This window comes from Pseudomonas sp. Irchel s3a18 (genome assembly GCF_900187535.1).
In the GTDB taxonomy this organism is placed as follows: Bacteria; Pseudomonadota; Gammaproteobacteria; order Pseudomonadales; family Pseudomonadaceae; genus Aquipseudomonas.
Map to the genome: position 1 here is coordinate 115066 of NZ_FYDV01000015.1, position 22420 is coordinate 137485.

Annotated in this window: 20 protein-coding genes; 7 read left to right on the forward strand and 13 right to left on the reverse strand. The window is 61.1% G+C overall.

The window, feature by feature from the left end; translation table 11 throughout:
- Nucleotides 1–16 precede the first annotated feature (16 nt).
- Together lptE and leuS are read right to left on the reverse strand one after the other, a co-directional pair.
- Nucleotides 17–622: an LPS assembly lipoprotein LptE gene (lptE, locus tag CKW29_RS19675; protein WP_095145407.1), complete on the reverse strand. Its 606-nt coding sequence runs from the start codon at nt 620–622 to the stop codon at nt 17–19.
- Between the two features lie 87 nt (nt 623–709).
- Nucleotides 710–3316, reverse strand: a complete 2607-nt coding sequence (gene leuS / locus CKW29_RS19680) for a leucine--tRNA ligase (protein WP_095145408.1) — start codon at nt 3314–3316, stop codon at nt 710–712.
- 270 nt (nt 3317–3586) lie between these two features.
- Between leuS and CKW29_RS19685 the strand changes: the two genes are divergently transcribed.
- Nucleotides 3587–3907, forward strand: coding sequence for a hypothetical protein (locus tag CKW29_RS19685; RefSeq protein ID WP_095145409.1), 321 nt, complete (start codon nt 3587–3589; stop codon nt 3905–3907).
- Between the two features lie 136 nt (nt 3908–4043).
- Nucleotides 4044–4805, forward strand: a complete 762-nt coding sequence (locus tag CKW29_RS19690) for a YdcF family protein (RefSeq protein WP_095145410.1) — start codon at nt 4044–4046, stop codon at nt 4803–4805.
- A 56-nt stretch (nt 4806–4861) separates the two neighbouring features.
- Here the strand turns inward: CKW29_RS19690 and lnt are convergent, their stop codons facing one another.
- The 5 genes from lnt to miaB form a co-directional block, all read right to left on the reverse strand.
- Nucleotides 4862–6385: an apolipoprotein N-acyltransferase gene (lnt, locus tag CKW29_RS19695; RefSeq protein ID WP_095145411.1), complete on the reverse strand. Its 1524-nt coding sequence runs from the start codon at nt 6383–6385 to the stop codon at nt 4862–4864.
- Between the two features lie 14 nt (nt 6386–6399).
- The gene (locus CKW29_RS19700; protein WP_003228526.1) at nt 6400–7239 is read right to left on the reverse strand and encodes an HlyC/CorC family transporter; all 840 of its coding nucleotides are present in this window, start codon (nt 7237–7239) and stop codon (nt 6400–6402) included.
- Between the two features lie 5 nt (nt 7240–7244).
- A complete protein-coding gene (gene ybeY, locus CKW29_RS19705; RefSeq protein WP_095145412.1) occupies nt 7245–7739 on the reverse strand; it encodes an rRNA maturation RNase YbeY in 495 nt (164 codons plus the stop codon).
- A complete protein-coding gene (locus CKW29_RS19710; RefSeq protein WP_095145413.1) occupies nt 7732–8736 on the reverse strand; it encodes a PhoH family protein in 1005 nt (334 codons plus the stop codon). The genes ybeY and CKW29_RS19710 overlap by 8 nt, the downstream gene beginning before the upstream one ends.
- A 199-nt stretch (nt 8737–8935) precedes the next feature.
- Nucleotides 8936–10261 carry a tRNA (N6-isopentenyl adenosine(37)-C2)-methylthiotransferase MiaB gene (gene miaB, locus CKW29_RS19715; RefSeq protein WP_176465317.1) on the reverse strand — a complete coding sequence of 442 codons (1326 nt, stop codon included), beginning with the start codon at nt 10259–10261 and terminating at the stop codon, nt 8936–8938.
- A gap of 135 nt (nt 10262–10396) precedes the next feature.
- Here miaB and CKW29_RS19720 point away from each other — a divergent pair, with 135 nt between their 5' ends.
- Nucleotides 10397–10726 (forward strand): DUF1820 family protein, encoded by a 330-nt coding sequence (locus CKW29_RS19720; protein WP_003185742.1) that lies wholly within the window; start codon nt 10397–10399, stop codon nt 10724–10726.
- 96 nt (nt 10727–10822) lie between these two features.
- Here the strand turns inward: CKW29_RS19720 and CKW29_RS19725 are convergent, their stop codons facing one another.
- From CKW29_RS19725 to CKW29_RS19740, 4 genes are all read right to left on the reverse strand, one after another.
- A complete protein-coding gene (locus CKW29_RS19725; protein ID WP_095080628.1) occupies nt 10823–11377 on the reverse strand; it encodes a tetratricopeptide repeat protein in 555 nt (184 codons plus the stop codon).
- 227 nt (nt 11378–11604) lie between these two features.
- Nucleotides 11605–12888 carry a glutamate-1-semialdehyde 2,1-aminomutase gene (gene hemL / locus CKW29_RS19730; RefSeq protein ID WP_095148943.1) on the reverse strand — a complete coding sequence of 428 codons (1284 nt, stop codon included), beginning with the start codon at nt 12886–12888 and terminating at the stop codon, nt 11605–11607.
- Nucleotides 12889–12920: 32 nt separating this feature from the next.
- A complete protein-coding gene (gene thiE / locus CKW29_RS19735; RefSeq protein ID WP_095145416.1) occupies nt 12921–13544 on the reverse strand; it encodes a thiamine phosphate synthase in 624 nt (207 codons plus the stop codon).
- Nucleotides 13545–13562: 18 nt separating this feature from the next.
- Nucleotides 13563–14360 carry a hydroxymethylpyrimidine/phosphomethylpyrimidine kinase gene (locus CKW29_RS19740; protein ID WP_095145417.1) on the reverse strand — a complete coding sequence of 266 codons (798 nt, stop codon included), beginning with the start codon at nt 14358–14360 and terminating at the stop codon, nt 13563–13565.
- Nucleotides 14361–14667: 307 nt separating this feature from the next.
- Between CKW29_RS19740 and CKW29_RS19745 the strand changes: the two genes are divergently transcribed.
- From CKW29_RS19745 to CKW29_RS19760, 4 genes are all read left to right on the forward strand, one after another.
- Nucleotides 14668–17052, forward strand: a complete 2385-nt coding sequence (locus tag CKW29_RS19745; protein ID WP_095145418.1) for a hybrid sensor histidine kinase/response regulator — start codon at nt 14668–14670, stop codon at nt 17050–17052.
- Nucleotides 17053–17126: 74 nt separating this feature from the next.
- Complete coding sequence (locus CKW29_RS19750) at nt 17127–18776, forward strand: acyl-CoA dehydrogenase family protein (protein WP_095145419.1); 1650 nt, start codon at nt 17127–17129, stop codon at nt 18774–18776.
- A gap of 87 nt (nt 18777–18863) precedes the next feature.
- Nucleotides 18864–20363: an AMP nucleosidase gene (amn, locus tag CKW29_RS19755; protein WP_176465318.1), complete on the forward strand. Its 1500-nt coding sequence runs from the start codon at nt 18864–18866 to the stop codon at nt 20361–20363.
- Nucleotides 20364–20508: 145 nt separating this feature from the next.
- Entirely contained in the window at nt 20509–21075 is a 567-nt protein-coding gene (locus CKW29_RS19760) for a pseudouridine synthase (RefSeq protein ID WP_176465324.1), read from the forward strand.
- Here the strand turns inward: CKW29_RS19760 and CKW29_RS19765 are convergent.
- Together CKW29_RS19765 and CKW29_RS19770 are read right to left on the reverse strand one after the other, a co-directional pair.
- Complete coding sequence (locus CKW29_RS19765; protein ID WP_015096955.1) at nt 21070–21279, reverse strand: DUF2788 domain-containing protein; 210 nt, start codon at nt 21277–21279, stop codon at nt 21070–21072. The genes CKW29_RS19760 and CKW29_RS19765 overlap by 6 nt on opposite strands.
- A 202-nt stretch (nt 21280–21481) precedes the next feature.
- A complete protein-coding gene (locus tag CKW29_RS19770; RefSeq protein WP_054052470.1) occupies nt 21482–21961 on the reverse strand; it encodes an Lrp/AsnC family transcriptional regulator in 480 nt (159 codons plus the stop codon).
- Nucleotides 21962–22420: the final 459 nt, after the last annotated feature.

A 22420-nucleotide genomic window follows, 5' to 3' on the forward strand; every position in this document is an offset into this window, starting at 1 on the left:
CAGCGCCCCGTAAGACTTACTCGGCAGGTACTTGCAGAGGCGACTGACGCGGGGTGTTCGCCTCGGCTTTCTGGGCCGCTTCCAGCGCCTGGGCTTCTGCCTTGGCACGTGCATCGGCGGATTGTTGCAGCTGATCCAGTTGAGCAGGGCTCAGTTGCTGCAGGCGCAACATCATGCGTTGCACCAGATCGCGGCGCATTTCCTTCTGGGCTTCATCGGCTTCCTGAACGGAACCGGTGATGTTGCTGCCATCGTGCATGACGACTTTCTGCACTTGCAGCTTGTCGCTGATCAGCGACAGGTTGTTCTGGCCAACGATTTGGTAGTCCAGCACGGTGGTCAGTTCGTTCTCTGCGGCACGGCCGGCACCGGAATAGCTCAGGACGCGCTGGGATGTCTGTTCATTGGTGAACACCAGTTTGTAAGGTGCGCCGGCAGCCACGTGGACGCCACTGCTTTGCAATACTTGACGCATCATCACCACGGTATCGCCATAGGCGTTACGGGCGCTCAGGTCGAGTTCCTTGATCGCCAGTTCGGTGGTGCCGGTGCCACGCAGCTGGAAACCGCAGGCGCTCAACAGGACCGCGAGGCCCATCACCAGCAGGTTGCGCTTGATCATCTTGTTGCTCCCCTTGAAACCGTGAGGGCCGACAGCGCGGCCCGAAAGGTTTTATACGGCGCCAGGCGAACCTGGCGCCTGATCCAATTAGCTGGCGACGATGTTGACCAGTTTCCCGGGCACCACGATCACTTTACGAATCGTCAGGCCGTCGACAAAGCGCAGCACGTTCTCGTTGGCCCGTGCGGCAGCTTCGACTTCTTCGCGCGTCGCGCTGGCCGGCATCTCGATCTGGCCACGCAGCTTGCCGTTGACCTGGATGACCAGTTGCAGGCTGTCCTGGACCAGGGCGGTCTCGTCCAGCACCGGCCAGCCGGCGTCGATCACTGGATTGGCGTGACCCAGGCGATGCCACAGCTCATGGCTGATGTGCGGCGTGATCGGAGCCAGCAGCAGAGTCACGGTTTCCAGACCTTCGTGAATCAGTGCGCGATCCTGGTCGGTGCCTTGCGCGGCTTTTTCCAGTACGTTCATCAGCGTCATCACCTGGGCGATGGCGGTGTTGAACTTGTGGTTCTGGCCGACGTCCTGGCTGGCCTGCTTGATGGCCAGGTGGATCGAGCGACGAACGGCTTTCTGCTCGTCGTTCAGGCTGGCGTCGTCCAGTTTCCCCGGCAGGCCCTGAGTGACGTGGGCTTGAGCCAGGCGCCAGACGCGCTTGAGGAAACGGTGCGAACCCTCTACGCCGGAGTCGGACCATTCCGCGCTCATGTCAGGTGGCGAAGCGAACATCATGAACAGGCGGCAGGTGTCTGCGCCGAACTGGTCGATCATCGACTGTGGGTCGACGCCGTTGTTCTTCGACTTGGCCATCTTCTCGGTGCCGCCGATTTCCACCGGCAAGCCGTCAGCTTTCAGCTTGGCGCTGATAACCTTGGCTTTGCTGTCACGCTCAAGCTCGACGTCTGCCGGGTTGAACCAGGTGTAAGCGCCATTGGCTTCGCGGCGATAGTAAGTCTCGGCGATCACCATGCCCTGGGTCAGCAGGTTTTTGAACGGCTCGTTGGAGCTCACGAGGCCTTCGTCGCGCATCAGCTTGTGGAAGAAGCGCGCGTAGAGCAGGTGAAGAATCGCGTGTTCGATACCGCCGATGTACTGATCCACCGGTAGCCAGTGGTCGGCCGCCGATTTTTCCACCAGGCCGCCTTCAAAGTGCGGCGAGGCGTAGCGGGCGTAGTACCACGAGGACTCGACGAAGGTGTCCATGGTGTCGGTTTCACGCTTGGCAGGCTGGCCACATTTAGGGCAGCTGCACTCGTAGAACTCGGGCATGCGCGCCAGTGGCGAACCGGCGCCGTCGGGTACGACGTCTTCCGGCAGCACGACAGGCAGTTGATCTTCCGGTACCGGCACGTCACCGCAGGTGTTGCAGTGGATGATCGGGATCGGGCAGCCCCAGTAACGCTGGCGGCTGATGCCCCAGTCGCGCAGGCGGAACTGGGTACGCGAGGCGCCCAGTTCTTTCTTGATCAGCGCGACTTCGATGGCGTCGAAGGCACCCGCGAAGTCGAGGCCGTCGAAGTCGCCGGAATTGATCAGCGTGCCGTGCTCGCCGTAGGCGTCTTGCCATGGCGCCGGGTTGCTGTCACCGGAGCTGGTGCGTACTACCGATTTGACCGGCAGGTTGTACTTGTGGGCGAACTCGAAATCGCGCTCGTCGTGAGCAGGCACCGCCATGACCGCGCCATCGCCGTAGTGCATCAGCACGTAGTTGGCGACCCACACCGGCAGTTTTTCACCGGTCAGCGGGTGTTCGACGAACAGCGACGTCGGCAGGCCTTTTTTCTCCTGGGTCGCCATGTCGGCTTCGGCGACGCTACCGCCCTTGCATTCAGCGATGAACGCTTGCAGCTCAGGGTTGTTCTGCGCTGCCAGGGTGGCCAGGTGGTGCTCGGCGGCCACGGCGACGTAGGTCGCGCCCATCAGGGTGTCCGGACGGGTGGTGAAGACTTTCAGTGCGCCGGTTTCGCCGATCGACTCGACGTTGTACGGGAACTGCACTTCCATGCCGCGGGATTTGCCGATCCAGTTGCGCTGCATGGTCTTGACCTGTTCAGGCCAGCCAGTCAGTTCGTCGAGGCTCTCCAGCAGCTCATCCGCGTAGGCGGTGATCTTGAAGTAGTACATTGGGATTTCGCGCTTTTCGATCAGCGCGCCGGAACGCCAGCCGCGGCCGTCGATCACTTGCTCGTTGGCCAGGACGGTCTGGTCGACCGGGTCCCAGTTCACGGTGCCGCTTTTTTTGTAAATCACACCTTTTTCGAACAGGCGGGTGAACAGCCATTGTTCCCAACGGTAGTAATCCGGCTTGCAGGTGGTCACTTCACGCGACCAGTCCACCGCCAGGCCCAGGCTGCGCAGCTGGGATTTCATGTAGGCAATGTTCTCGTAGGTCCACTTGGCGGGCGCTACGTTGTTCTTCATCGCGGCGTTTTCCGCCGGCATGCCGAAGGCGTCCCAACCCATGGGTTGCAGAACGTTCTTGCCTTGCATGCGCTGGTAGCGGGAGATCACGTCGCCAATGGTGTAGTTGCGCACGTGCCCCATGTGTAGCTTGCCGCTGGGGTAAGGGAACATCGACAGGCAATAGTAAGTTTCCTTGCCTGGCTGTTCACTGACTTCAAAGGACTTTTGCTCATCCCAGAATGACTGGGCAGCATTTTCGATTTCGCGGGGCTGATAGTGTTCGTGCATGGCTACTTTTGAACTGAATAGGGGTGGCCTAATCCTCTTCAATGCAACGCTGGACGTAGATTGCGCCAAATATGGCGTTTTCGATGCCCAGCCGAGCTGGAAGTGGAGTTACAGGAAGCGCCGTAGCATACATGACCGTGCTCGGCCTAGGGAAACTTGATTGTGCAGCGCCGCCCACGCGTGGGGCCGTTGGTCGCGGCGCACGGACGGTTTGCCCAGTGAAGCTAAGCTCTAGTTGGGGAGTGAGTCTTATCTTCAATGAGGTGAGGGATGGTTGAGTCGCAAACAAAAGTCACGAAACCCGAGTTGTACGAAAAGCTGATAGATCGTCTGGGGGTGGCCCTGGATGCAGCAAAAACAGCTGGGCGGTTGCGCGATGAGCGCCCTCTGGAACTGGAGCTTCGCGGGTTGAGCCGCGCAGAGTTCGAACTGATCAAGGCTTATCTGGACCGTAGTGAACGCGAGGCGCATGGCGTCTTGTCAGAAGTAGTGAAGCACAACGATGCCCCTCGTTCGGCCAAAGTCATATGGTTGAAAGACAAGGTGCCTGGCAGTGGCGCGGTAAAGGTCCGGTCCCTGCGAGTCAAGTAAGTGTACAGGCGCGTGTTTGTCGCCCATACGGGCACATGAAGTCACCGGTGATGGCTTTTTGATGAAAAGGCCAGCCACCTTAGTTGTCGCTTTGCTTCAACCCACTTAGGCTTCGGGCATCTTTCGGAGATGCTCGATGCCTTTTCGCTATTTTGTCAAACAACTACTGTTGCCCCCCGGCATTCTCTTGCTGTTGCTCCTGCTTGCCTGGTGGTTGCGCCGGTCAAGGCCGCGCCTGGCAGGGCTGTGCTTCGCCCTAGGGCTGGGCGGGTTCTGGTTGATGAGCTTGCCGGTAGTCGTGCAGTGGGGCGCCAGGGCACTTGAGCGCGAACCGCCCCTGGCCCGCAGCGAATGGGCGACCCTGGCCGAGCGTGCCGATGTGATTGTGGTGTTGGGCGCAGGGCGCGAGCGCGGTGACCAGGCCTGGGGCAGCGATCAGCCCACCGGGGTGGTTCTGGAACGTGAGCGTTATGCAGCGCGCCTGGCCAAGGCTTCGGGGCTGCCGGTGCTGACCAGCGGCGGTCTGCATTACGGCACTCCGCCCACCGAAGCCAAGCTCATGGCCGATTCGCTGCAGGATGATTTTGGGGTGACGGTTCGCTGGCAGGAGGGTCGCAGTCGCACGACCTGGGAGAACGCACAGTTCACTGCCGAGTTGCTGCAACCCACGGGCTTGAAGCGGGTGGTGCTGGTGACGCAGGCCTGGCATATGCCGCGCAGTGTCTGGAGCTTCGAAGCGGCGGGATTGACGGTGGTGCCGGCGCCCGTGGGCTTTATGGGGACCGGCAACGGTGAGCCCTTTGGCGGCTGGCTACCGACGGTCAAGTCGGTCTGGCGGTCGGGGCAGTTGGTGAACGAGGCGGTGGGGCAGATGGGTTATTTGGTGTTTTACCGATAGTTGAGTCGACACTGCCCTCTGTGGCGAGGGAGCAAGCTCCCTCGCCACAACAGCCTTTACACCGTCTTGGCGATCCGGCTTGCCAGCAGTGCCCAGCCAAACAGCAGTGCGCAGACAATGATCAGCGGCCATGAGCGCCATTGCAGGTAAGGCGTCAGGTTCTGCATCGGTACCACTTCACCATAGAGAATGCCGCGCTCGAATTGCGGAATCTGCACGGTGATCTTGCCAAACGGGTCAATCAGCCCGGTCACGCCGTTGTTGGTGGAGCGAATCATCCAGCGGCCGGCCTCCAGTGCCCGCATCTGCGCCATTTGCAGGTGTTGCAGGGGGCCAATGGAGGTGCCGAACCAGGTGTCGTTGCTGATGGTCAGCAGCAGGTCACTGCGCGCTGACAGACTGGCGGCAAATTCCGGATACACCACTTCGTAGCAGATGAACGGTGCAATCTGGTAACCCTTGGCTTGCAGCATCGGCTGATCGGCCGGGCCACGGGCGAAGTCCGACATCGGCAGGTCGAAGAAGGCGATCAGCCCGCGCAGCACTTCCTGCAGCGGTACGTATTCGCCAAACGGCACCAGTTTTTGCTTGAGGTAGGTGCCTTCACCCTCGCCGACTACGGTAATGCCGTTATAGAAGCGTTTCTCTTGATGTACTTGCTGACGGATCGGCACGCCGGTGATCAGGGCCGAGTTTCGATCGGCGGCGAAGTTGCCCATCATGTTCAGGTAGCCCTCGGCGGACTCCTTGAGCACGGGCACCGCGGTTTCCGGCCAGATCAGCAGGTCGACGCGCTTGGAACTCAGGCTCATGTCACGGTACAGCGCCAGCTGCGAGTTGAGCTGCGTCGGGTCCCATTTCATGCTTTGTTCGATATTGCCCTGAATCGCCGCAACGCTCAGCGGGTCGCCCGACGGGCTGGTCCAGGCATGTCCCTTGAGCGACAGTCCAACGACCCACGGCGCGGCCAGTAACAGCAGGCCGGCGACGATAAAACCTATGCGGCCGGCCTTGATCAGGCGCGGCAGGTTGTACAGCAGCGCGGCGCTGAGGGCGATACCGAAGGAGATCAGCCAGATGCCACCCAGCGGTGCCAGGCCGGTCAGCGGGCCGTCGAGTTGACTGTAGCCGGAATAGAGCCAGGGGAAGCCGGTGAGGAACCAGCCCCGGAACGCTTCCTGGCCGACCCACAACGCGGCGAAGGCCAGGGCGTCGGCCAGCGGTGCTTCGTTGCGGCGCAGCCAGCGTGCCCAGACCCAGGCGGGCAGGGCGAAGAACCAGGCAATCGCTGCGGTGAACGCCAGCATCAGCAGGCCGGCCAGCAGCATGGAAGCGCCGCCAAAGTGGTGGATGCTGTAGTAGATCCAGCTGGTGCCGGCGCCAAACAGACCAAAACCGAAGCACCAGCCGCGGCCCAAGGCCTGGCGGGGTGTCAGTTCACGCAAGCCTGCATAAAAGAACCCGACCGCCAGCAACGCCAGCGGCCAGATATCGAATGGCGCCAGCGCCAGGGTGGTGATAGCACCGGCCGCCACGGCCAGCAGGTTACCGGGCCAGCCGGGGCGGGTCATACGATGCATTTCAGTCCTTAGAATTACCGAGCGATAGGTGTCAGGCGCAGCAAGTGGATACGACGGCTATCGGCATTGAGGATGCGAAAGCGATAAGCGCCGATTTCAGTGATTTCATTGCGCTTGGGCAAGTGCCCGAACGCGCTCATCACCAGGCCGCCGACGGTGTCGAACTCATCGTCGGAGAACTCACTGTCGAAGAACTCGTTGAAGTTCTCGATCGGGGTCAGGGCCTTGATCAGGAAGTCACCACTGGGCAGCGGCTTGATGTAGCTGTCCTCTTCGACGTCGTGCTCGTCCTCGATGTCGCCGACGATCTGTTCCAGCACGTCTTCAATGGTCACCAGACCTGCGACACCGCCGTATTCGTCGATGACGATGGCCATGTGGTTATGGTTGGCGCGGAATTCGCGCAGCAGCACGTTCAGGCGCTTGGACTCGGGCACGAAGGTGGCCGGCCGCAGCAGGTCCTTGATGTTGAAGCTGTCGCCGTTCTCCTTGAGGATCAACGGCAGCAAGTCCTTGGCCAGCAGCACGCCCATCACGTCGTCGTGGCTTTCGCCAATCACTGGGTAACGGGAGTGGGCTGAGTCGAGCACGGCGGGCAGGAACTCGCGGGGTGTCTGGGTCGCCTTGATGCTGATCATCTGCGAGCGAGGGACCATGATGTCCCGTACTTGCAGGTCAGCCACCTGGATGGCGCCTTCGACGATGGCCAGCGCTTCGCTGTCCAGCAACTTGTTCTGGTGGGCATCGCGCAGGAGTTCAAGCAGCTCCTGACGGTTTTTCGGCTCATGGGCAAAAGCTTGGGTGAGTTTACCCAGCCAGGACTTTTGCCCGTTGCTCGATCGATCTTCGCTCATAGCGATTACTCTGAATCCTTTGTTGTAACGATAGGGGATGTTTCGGTTTCGTCGTCCGCATAAGGGTCCGGATGACCCAGTTCTGCAAGCAACGTTCGTTCCAGCGCTTCCATTTCTTCGGCTTCGTCATCATCTATATGGTCGTAACCCAGTAGATGCAAGCAGCCATGAATCACCAGATGTGCCCAATGGGCCTTCAATTCCTTGCCTTGCTCGGCCGCTTCGCGCTCGACCACGGCCACGCAGATCACCAGATCGCCCAGTAACGGGATGTCGAGGAACTCGTCGGGCACATCGGCCGGGAACGACAGGACGTTGGTGGCGTAATCTTTTTGACGCCAGGTGTGATTGAGTTCACGCCCTTCCGCTTCGTCGACCAGGCGAATGGTCATTTCTGAGTCGGCGCTGCGCTGGCGCAGGGCCAGCTCGCACCATTGGCGGAATTCGGCTTCGCTTGGGGCAGGCGCCTGGGTTGCCCGTTGCAGGTCAAGCTCAAGCATCGCGGTGGCTGTCCTTCGGGTTTTGTGCAGCGGCATGGTTTTCAAAGCGCTCATAGGCTTCGACGATGCGCTGAACCAGCGGATGACGCACGACGTCTTTGGGCTTGAAGTGAGTAAAGCTGATACCTGGCACGTCCTTCAGCACTTCGGTCACATGTATGAGTCCGGACTTGGTGCCTTTGGGCAGGTCGATCTGGGTGACGTCACCGGTAATGACCGCCGTCGAACCAAAGCCGATCCGGGTCAGGAACATTTTCATCTGCTCGACGGTGGTGTTCTGGCTTTCGTCGAGGATGATGAAGCTGTTGTTCAGCGTGCGGCCGCGCATGTAGGCCAGCGGCGCGACTTCGATCACCTGGCGTTCGATCAGTTTGGCCACCAGTTCAAAGCCGAGCATTTCGTACAGTGCGTCATAGAGCGGGCGCAGATACGGGTCGATCTTCTGCGACAGGTCGCCGGGCAGGAAGCCGAGTTTCTCGCCAGCCTCGACCGCCGGGCGTACCAGCAGGATGCGGCGGATCTGCTCGCGTTCCAGCGCATCGACCGCACAGGCTACGGCCAGGTAAGTCTTGCCGGTACCGGCCGGGCCGATGCCGAAGTTGATGTCGTTGGCCAAGACTTCCTTCACGTAGCGCTGCTGGTTCAAGCCACGAGGGCGAATCATGCCTTTTTTGGTGCGCAGCGCGACGGCGGGTTCGGCGGGCGAGTGATTGTTCAGCTCTTCCACGGCCGACTCCTGCAGGAACAGGTGGACCATGTCCGGCGACAGCTCGCTACCCTTGGTTTCACGGTAGAGCCGGCGCAACAGGTGTTCCGCGGAGGTGGTGTGTTTGAGCTCGCCGATCAGTTCGAACTGATTGCCGCGATTGCGGATCACGATCGCCAGGCGCTGTTCGATCAAGCGCAGATGCTCGTCGAATTGCCCGCACAGATTGGCAAAGCGATGAGCCTCAAAGGGCTCGAGTATGAAACGATGGGGTTCTATGGGTGCGTTCAAGGTTGTTTTTAGCCGCCCTTGGGCAATGGAGATGAAATCAAGGATAACGCCAGAGGGCTGGGTGCGAAAGCTCTTATACGGAGCAATGTAGCCGGCGATGATTCTGTAGGAGCGAGCTTGCTCGCGAAGGACTCGAGAGCACCACGCTCATTCAGGATGCAAGCGTCATCGTTGACGATCATCGCGAGCTCGCTCGCTCCTACAGCAGTGAACCGCGCAGCGAGTGCGGCTGTGCGGCGTCGATGTGGACGTCCGCGAACTGGCCGATCAGGGTTGGAGTGTCGCAGCGGAAGTTGACGATTCGATTATTCTCGGTGCGGCCTTGCAGCTCGCCGGGGTCTTTTTTCGAGTAATCGGTCACCAGGATTCGCTGGACCGAGCCGACCATTTGTCGGCTGATCTCGAAGCCTTGCTGGTTCAAGCGATGTTGCAGGGCATTCAAGCGCTCTTTTTTCAGTTCTTCCGGCGTTTCGTCGGCCAGATCGGCGGCCGGAGTGCCCGGGCGCTGGCTGTAGACAAAGGAGTAGGAGAAGTCGAAACCGACGTCTTCGATCAGCTTCATGGTTTGCTCGAAGTCTTTTTCGGTCTCGCCGGGGAAACCGACGATGAAGTCCGAGCTGATGCAGATGCCGGGTACGGCGGCCCGCAGCTTGCGCAGCTTGGACTTGTACTCGAGCGCGGTATGGTTGCGCTTCATGGCGGTGAGAATCCGGTCCGAACCCGATTGCACTGGCAAGTGCAGGTGCTTGACCAGCTCGGGTACTTCGGCGTGGGCCTGGATCAGGCTGTCGGAGAACTCCAGCGGGTGCGAGGTGGTGTAGCGAATGCGGTCGATACCCTCGACGGCGGCCACCACCCGGATCAGTTCGGCCAGGTCCGCCAGGCGACCATCGTGAGTGGTGCCGCGATAGCCATTGACGTTCTGCCCCAGCAGGGTGACCTCGCGCACGCCATGCTCGGCCAGGTGGATGATCTCGGCGATCACGTCGTCGAACGGCCGGCTGACTTCTTCGCCCCGGGTGTACGGCACCACGCAGAAGGTGCAGTACTTGCTGCAGCCTTCCATCACCGATACGTAGGCACTTGGGCCGTCGATACGCGGTTCGGGCAGGTGGTCGAACTTTTCGATTTCCGGGAACGAGACGTCGACTTGCGGCAATTTGGTGATGCGCGCGGCGTCGATCATTTCCGGCAAGCGGTGCAGGGTCTGCGGGCCAAAGACCACGTCGACATAGGGTGCGCGGTCGCGAATGGCCGCCCCTTCCTGGCTGGCCACGCAACCGCCGACCGCAATCACCAGGTCCGGGTTGGCGAGCTTCAGTTCGCGCCAGCGGCCCAACTGGGAGTAAACCCGGTCCTGGGCGCGCTCGCGGATCGAGCAGGTGTTGAGCAGAATCACGTCCGCATCTTCAGCGCGAGCGGTCACTTCCAAGGCCTGATGTTCGCCCAGCAGATCGACCATGCGCGAGCTGTCGTACTCGTTCATCTGGCAACCGTGGGTTTCGATGTAAAGCTTCTTGGCCATGGAGGGAGTCATCACGTGATTCAAAGAACCGCGCATTATAGGGAACAAGTCCCCAGGTTCCTACCATCGTGCGTCCAGCGGCTATGCTATAGTTCGCGCCCTCATTTTTATCCCTCGATGTGTTACCCGCCCACCATGACCAAACGTGAAGCTCCAATCTACAAGGTGATTTTCCTCAACCAGGGCCAGGTGTTCGAAATGTACGCCAAGCAGATCTATCAAAGTGATCTGTGGGGCTTCCTGGAAGTGGAAGAGTTCGTCTTTGGCGAGCGCACGCAAGTGGTCGTCGATCCGAGCGAGGAAAAGCTCAAGGCTCAGTTCGAAGGCGTGGTGCGCAGTTTTGTACCGATGCATTCGATTGTGCGCATCGACGAAGTCGAGCGCCTGGGCACCCCGAAAATCAGCGAAGCCCGTGGCGCGGTTGGCAATGTCATGCCGTTTCCGATGCCAATGCCTGAGAAGTAAGCGGTTGTCCCTGTCAGTGATCGTTCCCATGCTCTGCGTGGGAATGCCGCTGCAGTTCCCACGCAGAGCGTGGGAGCTAGCGGACGGCAGGGGAAGTCAGGGCAGTGGCGCGAAAGGCGTGCGCCCATCCGCGCTTTGCAGTTCCATCAGGTATTTACGGAAAATTTGCCCCAGCACCTGGGTGGCCACTTCCAGTTCATCGCGCTGCATGTGTTCGGCGACTTCGTCGGCGGTGTCCAGCGCATCTTCCGCACCGTTGACCGCTGCCATTTTCAGCACGATATACGCCTGGATGTTATTGGCCGGTACGCCTTCGCCCCGGAAAAACATGGTGCCAAGTTTGAATTGCGCCTGGGCATGGCCTTGCAGCGAGGCCTTTTCGAAGTAGCTCAGGGCTTGATTGAGGTCGCGTGGCGCGCTTTTGCCTTCGTAGTAGAACTCGCCCAACTCGTATTGCGCTTCCGCATCCCCGGCATCCGACGCTTTCTGGCAGGCATCGAGTGCCTCCTTCAGGTCTTCAGGCTGGGTATTGAGGGTGCAACGACCCATTGCCGGGATCAACAACGAGTTGCCGCCTGCTTGTGCGTGCGCGAGCAGGGGCTGAAGGAGCAACAGGCAGCCCAATGCAAGGGTGCGGCCGGTGCGGTTCATGGGAATCGACTTACCTCTGGAGGGCGCGTGGACCCGTCGAGGGATCCAATAAGCGCGCATTATGAAATAAGCAGGACCATCCTTACAAAGTCTTTACTCGTTTTTCTGCCGCGTGGGGACTATATCTACCGCATTTAAGGGTAATTGAGCCTGTCAGGTCAGAAAATAAATAGAAATGTAGGGTAAAGCTGACGTCGACAAAGGTTGTCGACGTCAGCGCACATCCCTTATTTCAGGGCGGCGAATGCGCGTTCCGCAGCGTCCAGGGTCAGTTTCAGCTCGGCTTCGCCGTGGGCGATCGAGGTGAAGCCGGCTTCGAAGGCGCTTGGCGCCAGGTACACGCCGCCTTCGAGCATCAGGTGGAAGAAGCGCTTGAACAGGTTGGCATCGCTGGCCATCACGTCATCGAAGGTCACGATGTCATCGGCGCCACTGAAGTACAGGCCGAACATGCCGCCGGCTTGGGTGGTCACGAACGGAATGCCCGCCGCATCGGCACGCTGTTGCAGCCCGTCGAGCAGGCGGCTGGTGTAGTCGCTGAGTTCGTCGTGGAAGCCGGGGCGACTGATCAGGCGTAGGGTGGTCAGGCCGGCGGCCATGGCCAGCGGGTTACCCGACAGGGTACCGGCCTGGTAGACCGGGCCCAGAGGTGCGATGTGCGCCATGATTTCGCGCTTGCCGCCGAAGCAGCCAACCGGCATGCCGCCGCCGATGATCTTGCCGAAGGTGCTCAGGTCCGGTGTCACGCCGTAATGCGCCTGGGCGCCGCCGAGTGCCACGCGGAAACCGGTCATCACTTCGTCGAAAATCAGCACCACGCCGTGCTTGTCACACAGGCTGCGCAGGCCTTCGAGGAAACCCGGGGCCGGCGGTACGCAGTTCATGTTGCCGGCAACCGGCTCGACGATGATGCACGCCACTTCCTGGCCGACGTCGGCGAGCATTTTTTCAACGGCATCGATGTCGTTGAACGGCAGTGTCAGGGTGTGTTTGGCAAAGGCGGCGGGTACACCGGCGGAGCTTGGCACGCCCTGGGTCAGCAGGCCGGAACCGGCCTTGACCAGCAGGCTGTCGGAGTGGCCGTGGTAGCAGCCTTCGAATTTGATGATGCTGTCGCGACCGGTGAAGCCGCGAGCCAGACGAATGGCGCTCATGGTGGCTTCGGTGCCGGAGCTGACCATGCGCACCATTTCCATCGACGGCACGATCGAGCAGACCAGGTCGGCCATCTCGGTTTCCATCGCGGTAGGGGCGCCGTAGGACAGGCCGTGTTCCAGCTGCTTGCGCACGGCGTCCAGTACGTCCGGGTGGCTATGGCCGAGAATCATCGGGCCCCAGGAACCGACGTAGTCGACATAGCGCTTGTCGTCTTCGTCCGTCACATAGGCGCCTTCGGCGTGCTTGAAGAACAGCGGCGTGCCGCCGACGCTCTTGAATGCACGAACGGGCGAGTTCACGCCGCCGGGAATGTGTTTCTGGGCGTTGGCAAACAGGGTTTCGGAACGAGACATGATTGGGCTCTCAAAAATCGGTAGTTGAATACTTAAGCTTTGAACAAGTCGTTGAAGGCGCGCGCGCGGCGCGTCACTTCCCGGGTGCTTTCGGCACCGAACAGGCCGTGCACCACCGCCAGCAGATCAACCCCGTGGGCCACCAGCGGGGCGGCGTTGTCCAGGGTGATGCCGCCGATCGCGCAGATCGGCAGGTGCAGTGTGCTGCGGGCCTGATCGAGCAGATCGAGGTTGCAGGTCGGCGCGCCGGGTTTGGTGCTCGAATTGAAGAAGCGGCCGAAGGCGACATAGCTGGCGCCTTCGGTTGCCGCTTGTTCGGCGAGTTCGAGCTGCGCGTGGCAGGTCGAACCGATGATTGCCTCGCGACCCAGCAGCGAGCGGGCCGGGGTCAACGGGCCGTCGGTTTGCCCCAGGTGTACGCCAACGCCCAGGCGCGCGGCCAGTTCGGTGTCATCGTTGATGATCAGCTGGGTCTTGTAGCGCCCGCACAGATCATGCAGTGCTTGCGCCTCGCGCAGTCGACGGGCGTCGTCGCTGCTCTTGTCGCGGTACTGCAGCAGGGTGACGCCGCCATCCAGCGCGGCCTCCACGTACTGAAGGAATTTCCCGGCCAGTAACTGGCTGTCGGTAATGGCGTACAGGCCACGTAGTTTCATCGGGCAGGCCTCATGACGTTACGAGCAGAAGTCCAGCGGCAGGCGGCGCGGCACGAATTGGCCTTTGCCTAGCTGCTCGGCGTCACGCAAGGTGCGCCAGGTGTAGTCGAGTGCCGATTTGACTGCGCTCGCCAGGTGTTCGCCTTGCGCCAGGCGACCGGCCAGGGTGCTGGCCAATGTGCAGCCGGAGCCGTGATAGCTGCCCGGCAGGCGTTGGCAGGTAAAGGTTTCACGGCGCCCGTCGCGGCTGTACAGACGATTATGCACTTCGTGTTCGTCGCCATGGCCACCGGTGATCAGCAGGTGTTTGACGTAAGGCAGGAGCTTTTCTGCGCATTCGTCGGCCGTGCCTTCAGGCAGTTCGGCAAGGATGCGCGCTTCAGGAAGGTTGGGGGTGGCGATGATCGCCAATGGCAGCAGTCGCTCGCGCATGGCGTAGCCGACCTCATCCTTGCCCAGGCGGCCACCGCCACCGGCGCGCAGCACCGGGTCGCAGACCACCGGCAGGTGCGGGTGCGCCTGGAGCAGTTCGACCACGGTGTCGACCATTTCCAGTGAGCCGAGCATGCCCAGCTTGATCGCCGCCACCTGCGAGTCGTTGAGCACGGCGTTGGCTTGTGCCAACACCCACTCACGGTCGAGGACGCGGAAATCACTGACATTGACGGTGTCTTGCACGGTCAGGGCAGTGACGGCCGGGGCCGCATGACAACCCTGTGCGAGCAGGGCTTCGATATCTGCCTGCAAGCCGGCGCCACCACTTGGGTCGTGGCCGGAGAGACAGAGGACAACGGGGCGAGAGCTGTAGATATTCATGGTGCGCGAGCTTACCACCAAACCTGTTTTTTCGGTGTGCCATGCCGAGTAATGCGCTCGCCACCTGTATCCAATGGTCGTAATGGCGCTTTGATGTCTTGGCCTGCGGAGCCTGTCCTGACGGGTGAAGTGCTCTGTAACGCCCGTTCTAGAGCCTTCAAACTAAAGGTTTTGGTGGTGTTCAAACGCCACCACCGGCTATGCTAGAGTGGATCCAAATCAATAACAGGTAATGCCGGTTTTACGTCTACTCAAAAGGAATGGGGGAGGCTTCCTGACGCAACCGGACAGGCCATGCTGGGGCTTTATGCGCTATTTGCTGATGTTGCTGTTGAGCTTGCCCTTGCTGGCGACCGCGGCTGATTTTAACGAGCTTACCCAAAGCCTCCCCTTGGGTCACAGCATGCAGGTCTACGAAGACGTCGCCGGCACTGCGACGATTACCGATGTCCTCGCGCAAGCCGCGGCCGGCCAGTTCAAGCCCCACGATAAAGCCACGCTGAACGCCGGTTACTCGCGCTCCGCATTCTGGTTGAAAATCGACCTGCATTATCGTCCAAACAATCCTGATGCCCGGCGCACCTGGTTGCTGGAGCTGGCCTATCCGCCCCTCGATCATCTCGATCTGTACCAGCCCGATGAGGCAGGCCGCTATCAACTGACTCAACGCACGGGTGACGCCTTGCCCTTTGCCAGCCGGGAGATCCGTCAGAACAATTATCTGTTCGACCTGGACTTTGCCGCGAACGAGCAAAAAACCCTGTATTTGCGCCTGCAGAGCGAGGGCTCGATACAAGCGCCGATGACGCTGTGGTCGAGTACCGCTTATCTGGAAGAGCAGCCAGTGCGCCTCTATGTGCTGGGGGTGATCTACGGTGTGCTGCTCGGAATGCTGGTCTACAACCTGTTCATCTACCTGAGTGTGCGCGACACCAGTTACCTCTATTACATCTTCTATATCGCTTCGTTCGGCCTCTATCAGCTCTCGGTCAACGGGGCGGCGGTGGAGTATTTCTGGCCGGACAACCCGTGGTGGGCCAACGCCTCGACGCCGTTCTTCATCGGCTGTGCCGGATTGTTCGGAAGCCAGTTCGCCCGCAGCTTTTTGCAGACTGCCAGACACAGTCGCTGGATGGATCGCCTGTTGCTGGTGCTGATCGCGTACGGCGCCCTGGTGGTAGGGTTGTCGTTGATGACCAGCTACGCCCTGGCCCTGCGCCTGGCCACAGCCTTGGCTTTGATCTTCACCGTGGTGATTTTCGCGGCGGGGATTTTCGTCTGGTGGCGAGGCCTGCGGGTGGCGCGTTACTTCATCATTGCCTGGTCGGCGTTCTTGCTGGGCGGCATCGTCAATACCCTGATGGTGCTGGGTTACCTGCCTAACGTGTTCCTGACCATGTACGCCAGCCAGATTGGCTCGGCGATCGAGGTGGCACTGCTGTCACTGGCGTTGGCCGACCGTATCAACGCCATGCGCGAACAGCAGGCGCAGACGCTGTTTGATGCCGGGCAGAAGCTCGAAGTGTTGAACCAGCAACTGGCTCACAGTAACCAGCTCAAGGATGAGTTCCTCGCGACCCTGACCCACGAATTGCGCACCCCGATGAACGGCGTGATCGGTTCGCTGGAGTTGATGCAGACCGTCGAGCTCGACCCGGAGCTTGAGCAGTATCAGCAGACGGCGGCTGGTTCTGCTCGCGACATGATGCGCATGGTCAACGGCATTCTGACCTTGACCGAATTGCAGGCGGGTCGACTCCAGGCCAGTCCCGAGCCGTTCAGCTTGCGCTCGGTGGTCGACAGCGTGAGGCGGCAGTTCGCAGCCAATGCCACGGGCAAGGGGTTGGATTTCAAGGTTGAGGTGGCCCCGGGTGTGCCGGACCGGCTCAACGGTGACAGTGCCAAGCTGGTGCAGTGCCTGGAGTGCCTGCTCGACAATGCGATCAAGTTCACGCGCGTGGGTGGGCTGGCCTTGCGGGTCAGCGGCAAATCCGCCGAGCCTGGACGCCAGAAACTGTCCTTCGCGGTGATCGACACGGGTATCGGTTTTACCGACCTGGGGGAAGCGACCATGTATCAGCGCTTCTTCCAGCTCGATGGATCCATGACGCGTGAATACGGCGGCCTGGGCGTTGGCCTGGCCATCTGCCGGCAATTGGTCGAGCTGATTGGCGGGCGCTTGACCCATCGCTCCGAACCCGGGCGCGGTAGTCGTTTCCAGCTGGATGTCGAGTTCGACGTGGTTACGGTGCGCCAGGTGGCGGCACCTTCCCGTCAGCCCCCGGAAACCATGAGCGTGCGTGCCCCGCAGGATTGCACGGTGTTGCTGATCGATGACAACAGCATCAATCAATTGGTGATGCGCGGCATGTTGCTCAAGCTGGGTTATCGGGTGCGCAGTGTCGACAGTGTCCCGGCGGCACTGGACAGCTTGCGCCGCGAGCGGTTTGACGGGGTGCTGCTCGACAGTCTGGTATCGCCTGTCGACGGTTCATCGGTGTGCTGCCAGATCCGCGCTTTGCCGGGGTATGCCGGGTTGCCGGTGCTGGCGGCCGTGGCCTCGATACAGGGCATTGACCTGGAGGCGGGGTGGACCGATTGCCTGAATAAGCCGGTGAAATTCGATGAGTTGCAGGTGGCACTCTACCGGCGAGTGCTGTGTCAGAATCAAGGTGAAAGCGCCGATATTTAGGCGGATATGCCACTTTGTCCACGGACAAGGCGGTGCTTAACTGAGGGTCTCAACGGACCCGAGGAGGCCCCGCCATGAACCTGCACCAGTTCGCCGAAACCCACGAAGTCACCAACCAGCCACCTTCGCTGGACGGCGCCAACCTCTATCGCATCGACCTGCCGTTGCAAGAGTGGGCCCGGCGATTCGGGGCCGGTTGGGCGGACTCGCGCATCGATGCTTATGGCGCGCTGGCCGGTGGTCCGTTGATGGAAGCCGGTTTTTTGGCCAACCAGAACAAACCGGTGTTCTCCAGCCATGATCGTTACGGTCACCGCGTCGACCTGGTGGAGTTCCACCCGGCCTACCATGAGCTGATGCGCACGGCGGTCGAGCACGGTTTGACCTCCTTGCCCTGGACGGACCCCAAGCCCGGGGCCCATGTGGCCCGCGCCGCCATGTCCTATTTGCACAGCCAGGCCGAAGCCGGCAGTGGCTGCCCGTTGACCATGACCTTCGCCAGCGTCCCGGCACTGCGCCTGCAACCGGACATCGCCAGGCTGTGGCTACCGAAAATCCTCGCCACCGAGTATGACCCGCGCAACGTAGGCATGGCCCACAAGGCGGGCGTGACCATCGGCATGGCGATGACCGAGAAGCAGGGCGGTACCGACGTGCGGGCCAACACCACCAAGGCCTATCCAGTCGGCGCGGCGGGGCCGGGGCAGGCGTATGAACTGGTGGGCCACAAGTGGTTCTGCTCGGCACCGATGTGCGATGCCTTCCTGACACTGGCACAAACCGACAAGGGCCTGACCTGTTTCCTGTTGCCCCGTCATCGAGCGGACGACACCCGCAACCAGTTCTACATCCAGCGCCTGAAAAACAAACTCGGCAATTGCTCCAATGCCTCCAGCGAAGTCGAGTTTCGCGGTGCGCTGGCGTGGATGGTGGGTGAAGAGGGGCGCGGTGTGCCGACCATCATCGAGATGGTGGCCATGACCCGTTTCGATTGCATGGTCGGCTCAAGCGCGTTGATGCGTCAGGCACTGACCCAGGCCAGCCATCACTGCGCTCACCGCAAGGTGGGGGGCAAGGTGCTCAGCGAACAGCCGCTGATGCAAAACGTACTGGCCGACCTGGCACTGGAAAGCGAGGCGGCGCTGGCCTTGAGCCTGCGCATGGGCCGGGCGCTGGATCACTTGGACGACGCGCGGGAAGACAAGTTTGCCCGGCTGGTAACAGCGGTGGGCAAGTACTGGATCTGCAAGCGTGCCCCGGCCATGATCAACGAAGCGGCCGAGTGCATGGGCGGCGCGGGGTATGTTGAAGAAAGCATCCTGCCCCGGCTGTACCGTGAGGCGCCGGTGAACTCGACGTGGGAAGGTTCCGGCAACGTGCAGTGCCTTGACGTGCTGCGTGCCTTGTCGAAGGAACCGGGCGTGCTGGATGCCTTGTTCAGCGAACTGGGCGACGGTCATGGCGACAAGCGCCTGGCCGCCCACATCAGTCAGCTGCAGGCGGCGTTCAAGGACACCGGCGACATTCAATACCGTGCCCGACAACTGACCGAAGACATTGCCTTGGGCCTGCAGGCCAAGCTATTGCTCGAAGCCGGCAATGCCGCCGTCAGTGATGCGTTCATCGCCAGCCGACTGGGCACGGCCGGCCGAGTATATGGCACCTTGCCAAGAGGGTTGGATGTGGAAGCAATCGTCGCCCGCTCGACCCCTCACGGGTTCTGACCAACGGTTGATGAACATCACGGATCCTGTGTGGGGGCGGGTAAGTCCGCTCTCGCAGGGTTCCCGTGCGCCGATGTTGCAGGCAAGATGAAGGTCTGCAAGTCAGAACACAGGAAGCTGATCGTGACCGAAGCGTTTATTGTCGTCGAAACCGCTGAACAAGCCGTGGACCGTCTTGCCGCTCTGCACGAGCGGGCCACTTCTGCGCTGAACCAAGCGCTCAAGCGTTATCTCAAGGATCGCATCGAACCCGATGCCGAGCAGCGTGCACTGTTTCGTTACCCTGAACTGCGTCTGACCTACCATTGCCAGGGCGAAGTCCCGCAAACCACGCGTGCCTACGCCAAGGTGCAGTTGCCCGGGACCTACAGTGTCACTGTCACCCACCCGGCCGCGTTCCGTAAGTACCTGTTGGAGCAACTGGAACCCCTGATGCACGACTTCACCGTGACGGTGGAAGTGGGCGTCAGCGCGCAGAACATTCCGTACCCGTACGTGGTCGAGCAAGGTGACGAACTGGCCGGCTCCGGCGTGACCGCCGCGGTGCTGGCGCGGGTTTTCCCCAGTACCGACCTGTCCGCCGCCAGCGATGGCATTGCCGATGGCCTGTACGATTGGGAAAACACCGATCCGTTGCCACTGGCGCTGTTCGATGCCGCCCGGGTGGATTTTTCCCTGCGCCGCCTGGTGCATTACACCGGCAGCGACTGGCGCCATGTGCAGCCGTGGATTCTGCTGACCAACTACCATCGCTACGTCGACCAGTTCATCGTTCATGGCCTGGAGCAACTGCGCAACGATCCACGCTTCGTGCGCATGGTGCTGCCGGGCAACGTGATCATCGAAAAGTCCATGGACCACGGCGAAGCGTCGGCCATTGCGGCCGGCGTGGTCTGGCACCGTTATCAGATGCCGGCCTATCACCTGCAGGCGTCGGACGGCCACGGCGTGACCCTGGTGAACATCGGCGTCGGCCCCTCCAACGCCAAGAACATCACCGACCACCTGGCGGTGTTGCGCCCTCATTGCTGGCTGATGATCGGCCACTGTGGCGGCCTGCGGCAGTCGCAAACCATCGGCGACTATGTGCTGGCGCACGCGTATATGCGTCGCGACGGGATTCTCGATCGCGTGGTGCCGCCGAACATTCCGATCCCGGCGTTGGCCGAAGTCCAGTTGGCCTTGCAGCAAGCGGCCGCGAATGTCACTGGCGAGCAGGGCGAGGCGCTGAAAAAACGCCTGCGTACCGGCACTGTGCTGACTTACGACGACCGTAACTGGGAGCTGCGCTGGGCCCAGGAACGGCCGTTGATCAACCTGTCCCGAGCCGTGGCGGTGGACATGGAAAGCGGCACCATCGCCGCGCAGGGCTACCGCTTGCGGGTACCGTACGGCACCTTGCTGTGTGTGTCGGACAAACCGTTGCACAGCGAAATCAAGCTGCCAGGTTCGGCCAACGCCTTTTATGAGCGCGCGGTCAGCCAGCACTTGAAGATCGGCATTGCTGCCGTGGATTTGCTGCGCACCGAACTCAACTCGCTGCACTCGCGCAAACTGCGCAGCTTCGACGAGCCGCCGTTCCGCTGATCGGGAGGTGGTCATTTAACGGTCAGGCCACTAGCATTGTCGGTCCTGACCGTTAGATGTTGTGTTTGCCATGTCGCGTCCCCCTCGTCCACCTTCCCGCCGCCCGGGTGTGAAGCCCGCGCAATCTTCTTCCGCCCCTCGGCGAGTGGCCAAGGCACCGCCGGCCGAGCCGAAACTGATTCTGTTCAATAAACCCTTCGATGTGCTGACGCAGTTCAGTGACGGTGAGGGGCGTGCAACCCTCAAGGACTTCATCGAGATCCCCGGGATCTACCCGGCCGGTCGGCTGGACCGCGACAGCGAGGGTTTGTTGTTGCTGACCAACGATGGTCAACTCCAGGCGCGCATCGCTGATCCCAAGCACAAGCTGGCCAAGACCTATTGGGTGCAAGTGGAAGGTGAGCCGAACGCCGCGCAACTGCAGCGTTTGCGCGACGGTGTGGAGCTCAATGACGGCATGACCTTGCCGGCCGAGGCGCGCCAGCTGGAAGAGCCCGAGCTGTGGCCACGCAACCCGCCGGTGCGCTTTCGTAAAAGCGTGCCGACCAGTTGGCTGGAATTGGTGATCCGTGAAGGGCGCAACCGTCAGGTGCGGCGCATGACCGCCGCGGTTGGCTTGCCGACCCTGCGTCTGGTGCGCGTGCGGATTGGCGACTGGACGATCGAGGGGCTCGATCAGGGCCAGTGGAAGGAAGTGCCGGCGCGCTTATAGCGTGCCGGATTCGATCAGGCCGATGACCACGCTTTTGATGATGAACGCGGCCACGCCCAGGCCCAGTACGAAGAACAGGATGAACGAACCGAAGCGTCCGGCCTTGGACTTCTTCGCCAGATCCCAGACGATGAAACCCATGAAAATGATCAGGATGGTCACCAGGCCGGTCATCATCCACTCTTCAAATACTGCAGGATCCATCGAACATCTCCAGCGCGGGCAGGGCTAAAAGGGCGGGGCGAGTATACGCCATGGGGGATTGGTGGAGTATTGGCCTGCGTCGGTGTGCCGCAGCGGTTCGTCGCCTGATCGATTGCCAACACATCCTGTGACGCGCTGCGTCACGTAGAGGAGCACCGAACACTTGATTGGGCGGCTTTACTGCCTAGGGGGTGAGTGGGCTTCAGCCACGCAGATGAGTCAACGGCAGCTCGGTGCTGTTGAGCACCTGGTTGAGCACGAAGCTTGAGCGCACGCTGGTCACGCCTTCGATGCGGGTCAGGTGCCCCAGCAGCAGTTTCTGGTAGTGGTCCATGTCCGGCACCACGACCTTGAGCTGGTAGTCGGCGTCCATCCCGGTCACCAGGCTGCATTCGAGCACTTGCGGCAGGGTGCGGATAGCGGCCTCGAAGTTTTCGAAACGCTCCGGAGTGTGGCGGTCCATGCCGATCAGGACGTAGGCGGTCAGGCTCAGGCCGAGCATTTTGCGGTCCAGCAGCGCCACCTGGCGGGAGATGTAGCCGTCGTCCTCCAGTTGCTTGACGCGTCGCGAGCAGGGCGATGGCGACAAGCCGATGCGTTCGGCCAGCTCCTGGTTGGAGATGCGAGCGTCACGCTGCAATTCAGCCAAAATGCTCAAGTCGTATCGGTCGAGTTTGCTCATGGATCAGGCCTTTGTCATAGCAATTGCGGTGGATTATCTATCCTGGGTGAAAAATTGCGCAAGTCATGTTTATTTGAGCAATCTTCGCAATCCTCTGCCGCGGGCCAAAGCCTATTCTTATCACCAGAATCACTGCCCGGACAAACAGTCCACAGCGGCCCGCCGAATCAGGCCAGCCGCGGCCACCTTCTCCCACAGGAGCTGAGTCGGCCCCCGGGCTACACACTGTCCACAAGACGGCGTGAGGTGAGCCGGCGTCAAAAGCGTCGAGCACGGACGAAGTTCTCAAAGGGAGGCCGACGGGTCTCCCTTTTTTATTGCGTGCGCCAGGCATGGCGCGTTGCGCGTAAGCGCAACCAGTTTGGCTATGGTGGCCACGCTGGTGACTTGGAGGTGCAAGTCCTCTACACACCCGGCAAGGGGAAGTGTTAGCCAGAGGCAAGGGTGTCGCGGGTGACC

Coding starts and splice junctions, on each gene's coding strand:
- lptE (WP_095145407.1), bottom strand. CDS start 622: ATGATCAAGCGCAACCTGCTGGTGATGGGCCTCGCGGTCCTGTTGAGC.
- leuS (WP_095145408.1), bottom strand. CDS start 3,316: ATGCACGAACACTATCAGCCCCGCGAAATCGAAAATGCTGCCCAGTCA.
- CKW29_RS19685 (WP_095145409.1), top strand. CDS start 3,587: ATGGTTGAGTCGCAAACAAAAGTCACGAAACCCGAGTTGTACGAAAAG.
- CKW29_RS19690 (WP_095145410.1), top strand. CDS start 4,044: ATGCCTTTTCGCTATTTTGTCAAACAACTACTGTTGCCCCCCGGCATT.
- lnt (WP_095145411.1), bottom strand. CDS start 6,385: ATGCATCGTATGACCCGCCCCGGCTGGCCCGGTAACCTGCTGGCCGTG.
- CKW29_RS19700 (WP_003228526.1), bottom strand. CDS start 7,239: ATGAGCGAAGATCGATCGAGCAACGGGCAAAAGTCCTGGCTGGGTAAA.
- ybeY (WP_095145412.1), bottom strand. CDS start 7,739: ATGCTTGAGCTTGACCTGCAACGGGCAACCCAGGCGCCTGCCCCAAGC.
- miaB (WP_176465317.1), bottom strand. CDS start 10,261: ATGGCCAAGAAGCTTTACATCGAAACCCACGGTTGCCAGATGAACGAG.
- CKW29_RS19720 (WP_003185742.1), top strand. CDS start 10,397: ATGACCAAACGTGAAGCTCCAATCTACAAGGTGATTTTCCTCAACCAG.
- CKW29_RS19725 (WP_095080628.1), bottom strand. CDS start 11,377: ATGAACCGCACCGGCCGCACCCTTGCATTGGGCTGCCTGTTGCTCCTT.
- hemL (WP_095148943.1), bottom strand. CDS start 12,888: ATGTCTCGTTCCGAAACCCTGTTTGCCAACGCCCAGAAACACATTCCC.
- thiE (WP_095145416.1), bottom strand. CDS start 13,544: ATGAAACTACGTGGCCTGTACGCCATTACCGACAGCCAGTTACTGGCC.
- CKW29_RS19740 (WP_095145417.1), bottom strand. CDS start 14,360: ATGAATATCTACAGCTCTCGCCCCGTTGTCCTCTGTCTCTCCGGCCAC.
- CKW29_RS19745 (WP_095145418.1), top strand. CDS start 14,668: ATGCGCTATTTGCTGATGTTGCTGTTGAGCTTGCCCTTGCTGGCGACC.
- CKW29_RS19750 (WP_095145419.1), top strand. CDS start 17,127: ATGAACCTGCACCAGTTCGCCGAAACCCACGAAGTCACCAACCAGCCA.
- amn (WP_176465318.1), top strand. CDS start 18,864: ATGAAGGTCTGCAAGTCAGAACACAGGAAGCTGATCGTGACCGAAGCG.
- CKW29_RS19765 (WP_015096955.1), bottom strand. CDS start 21,279: ATGGATCCTGCAGTATTTGAAGAGTGGATGATGACCGGCCTGGTGACC.
- CKW29_RS19770 (WP_054052470.1), bottom strand. CDS start 21,961: ATGAGCAAACTCGACCGATACGACTTGAGCATTTTGGCTGAATTGCAG.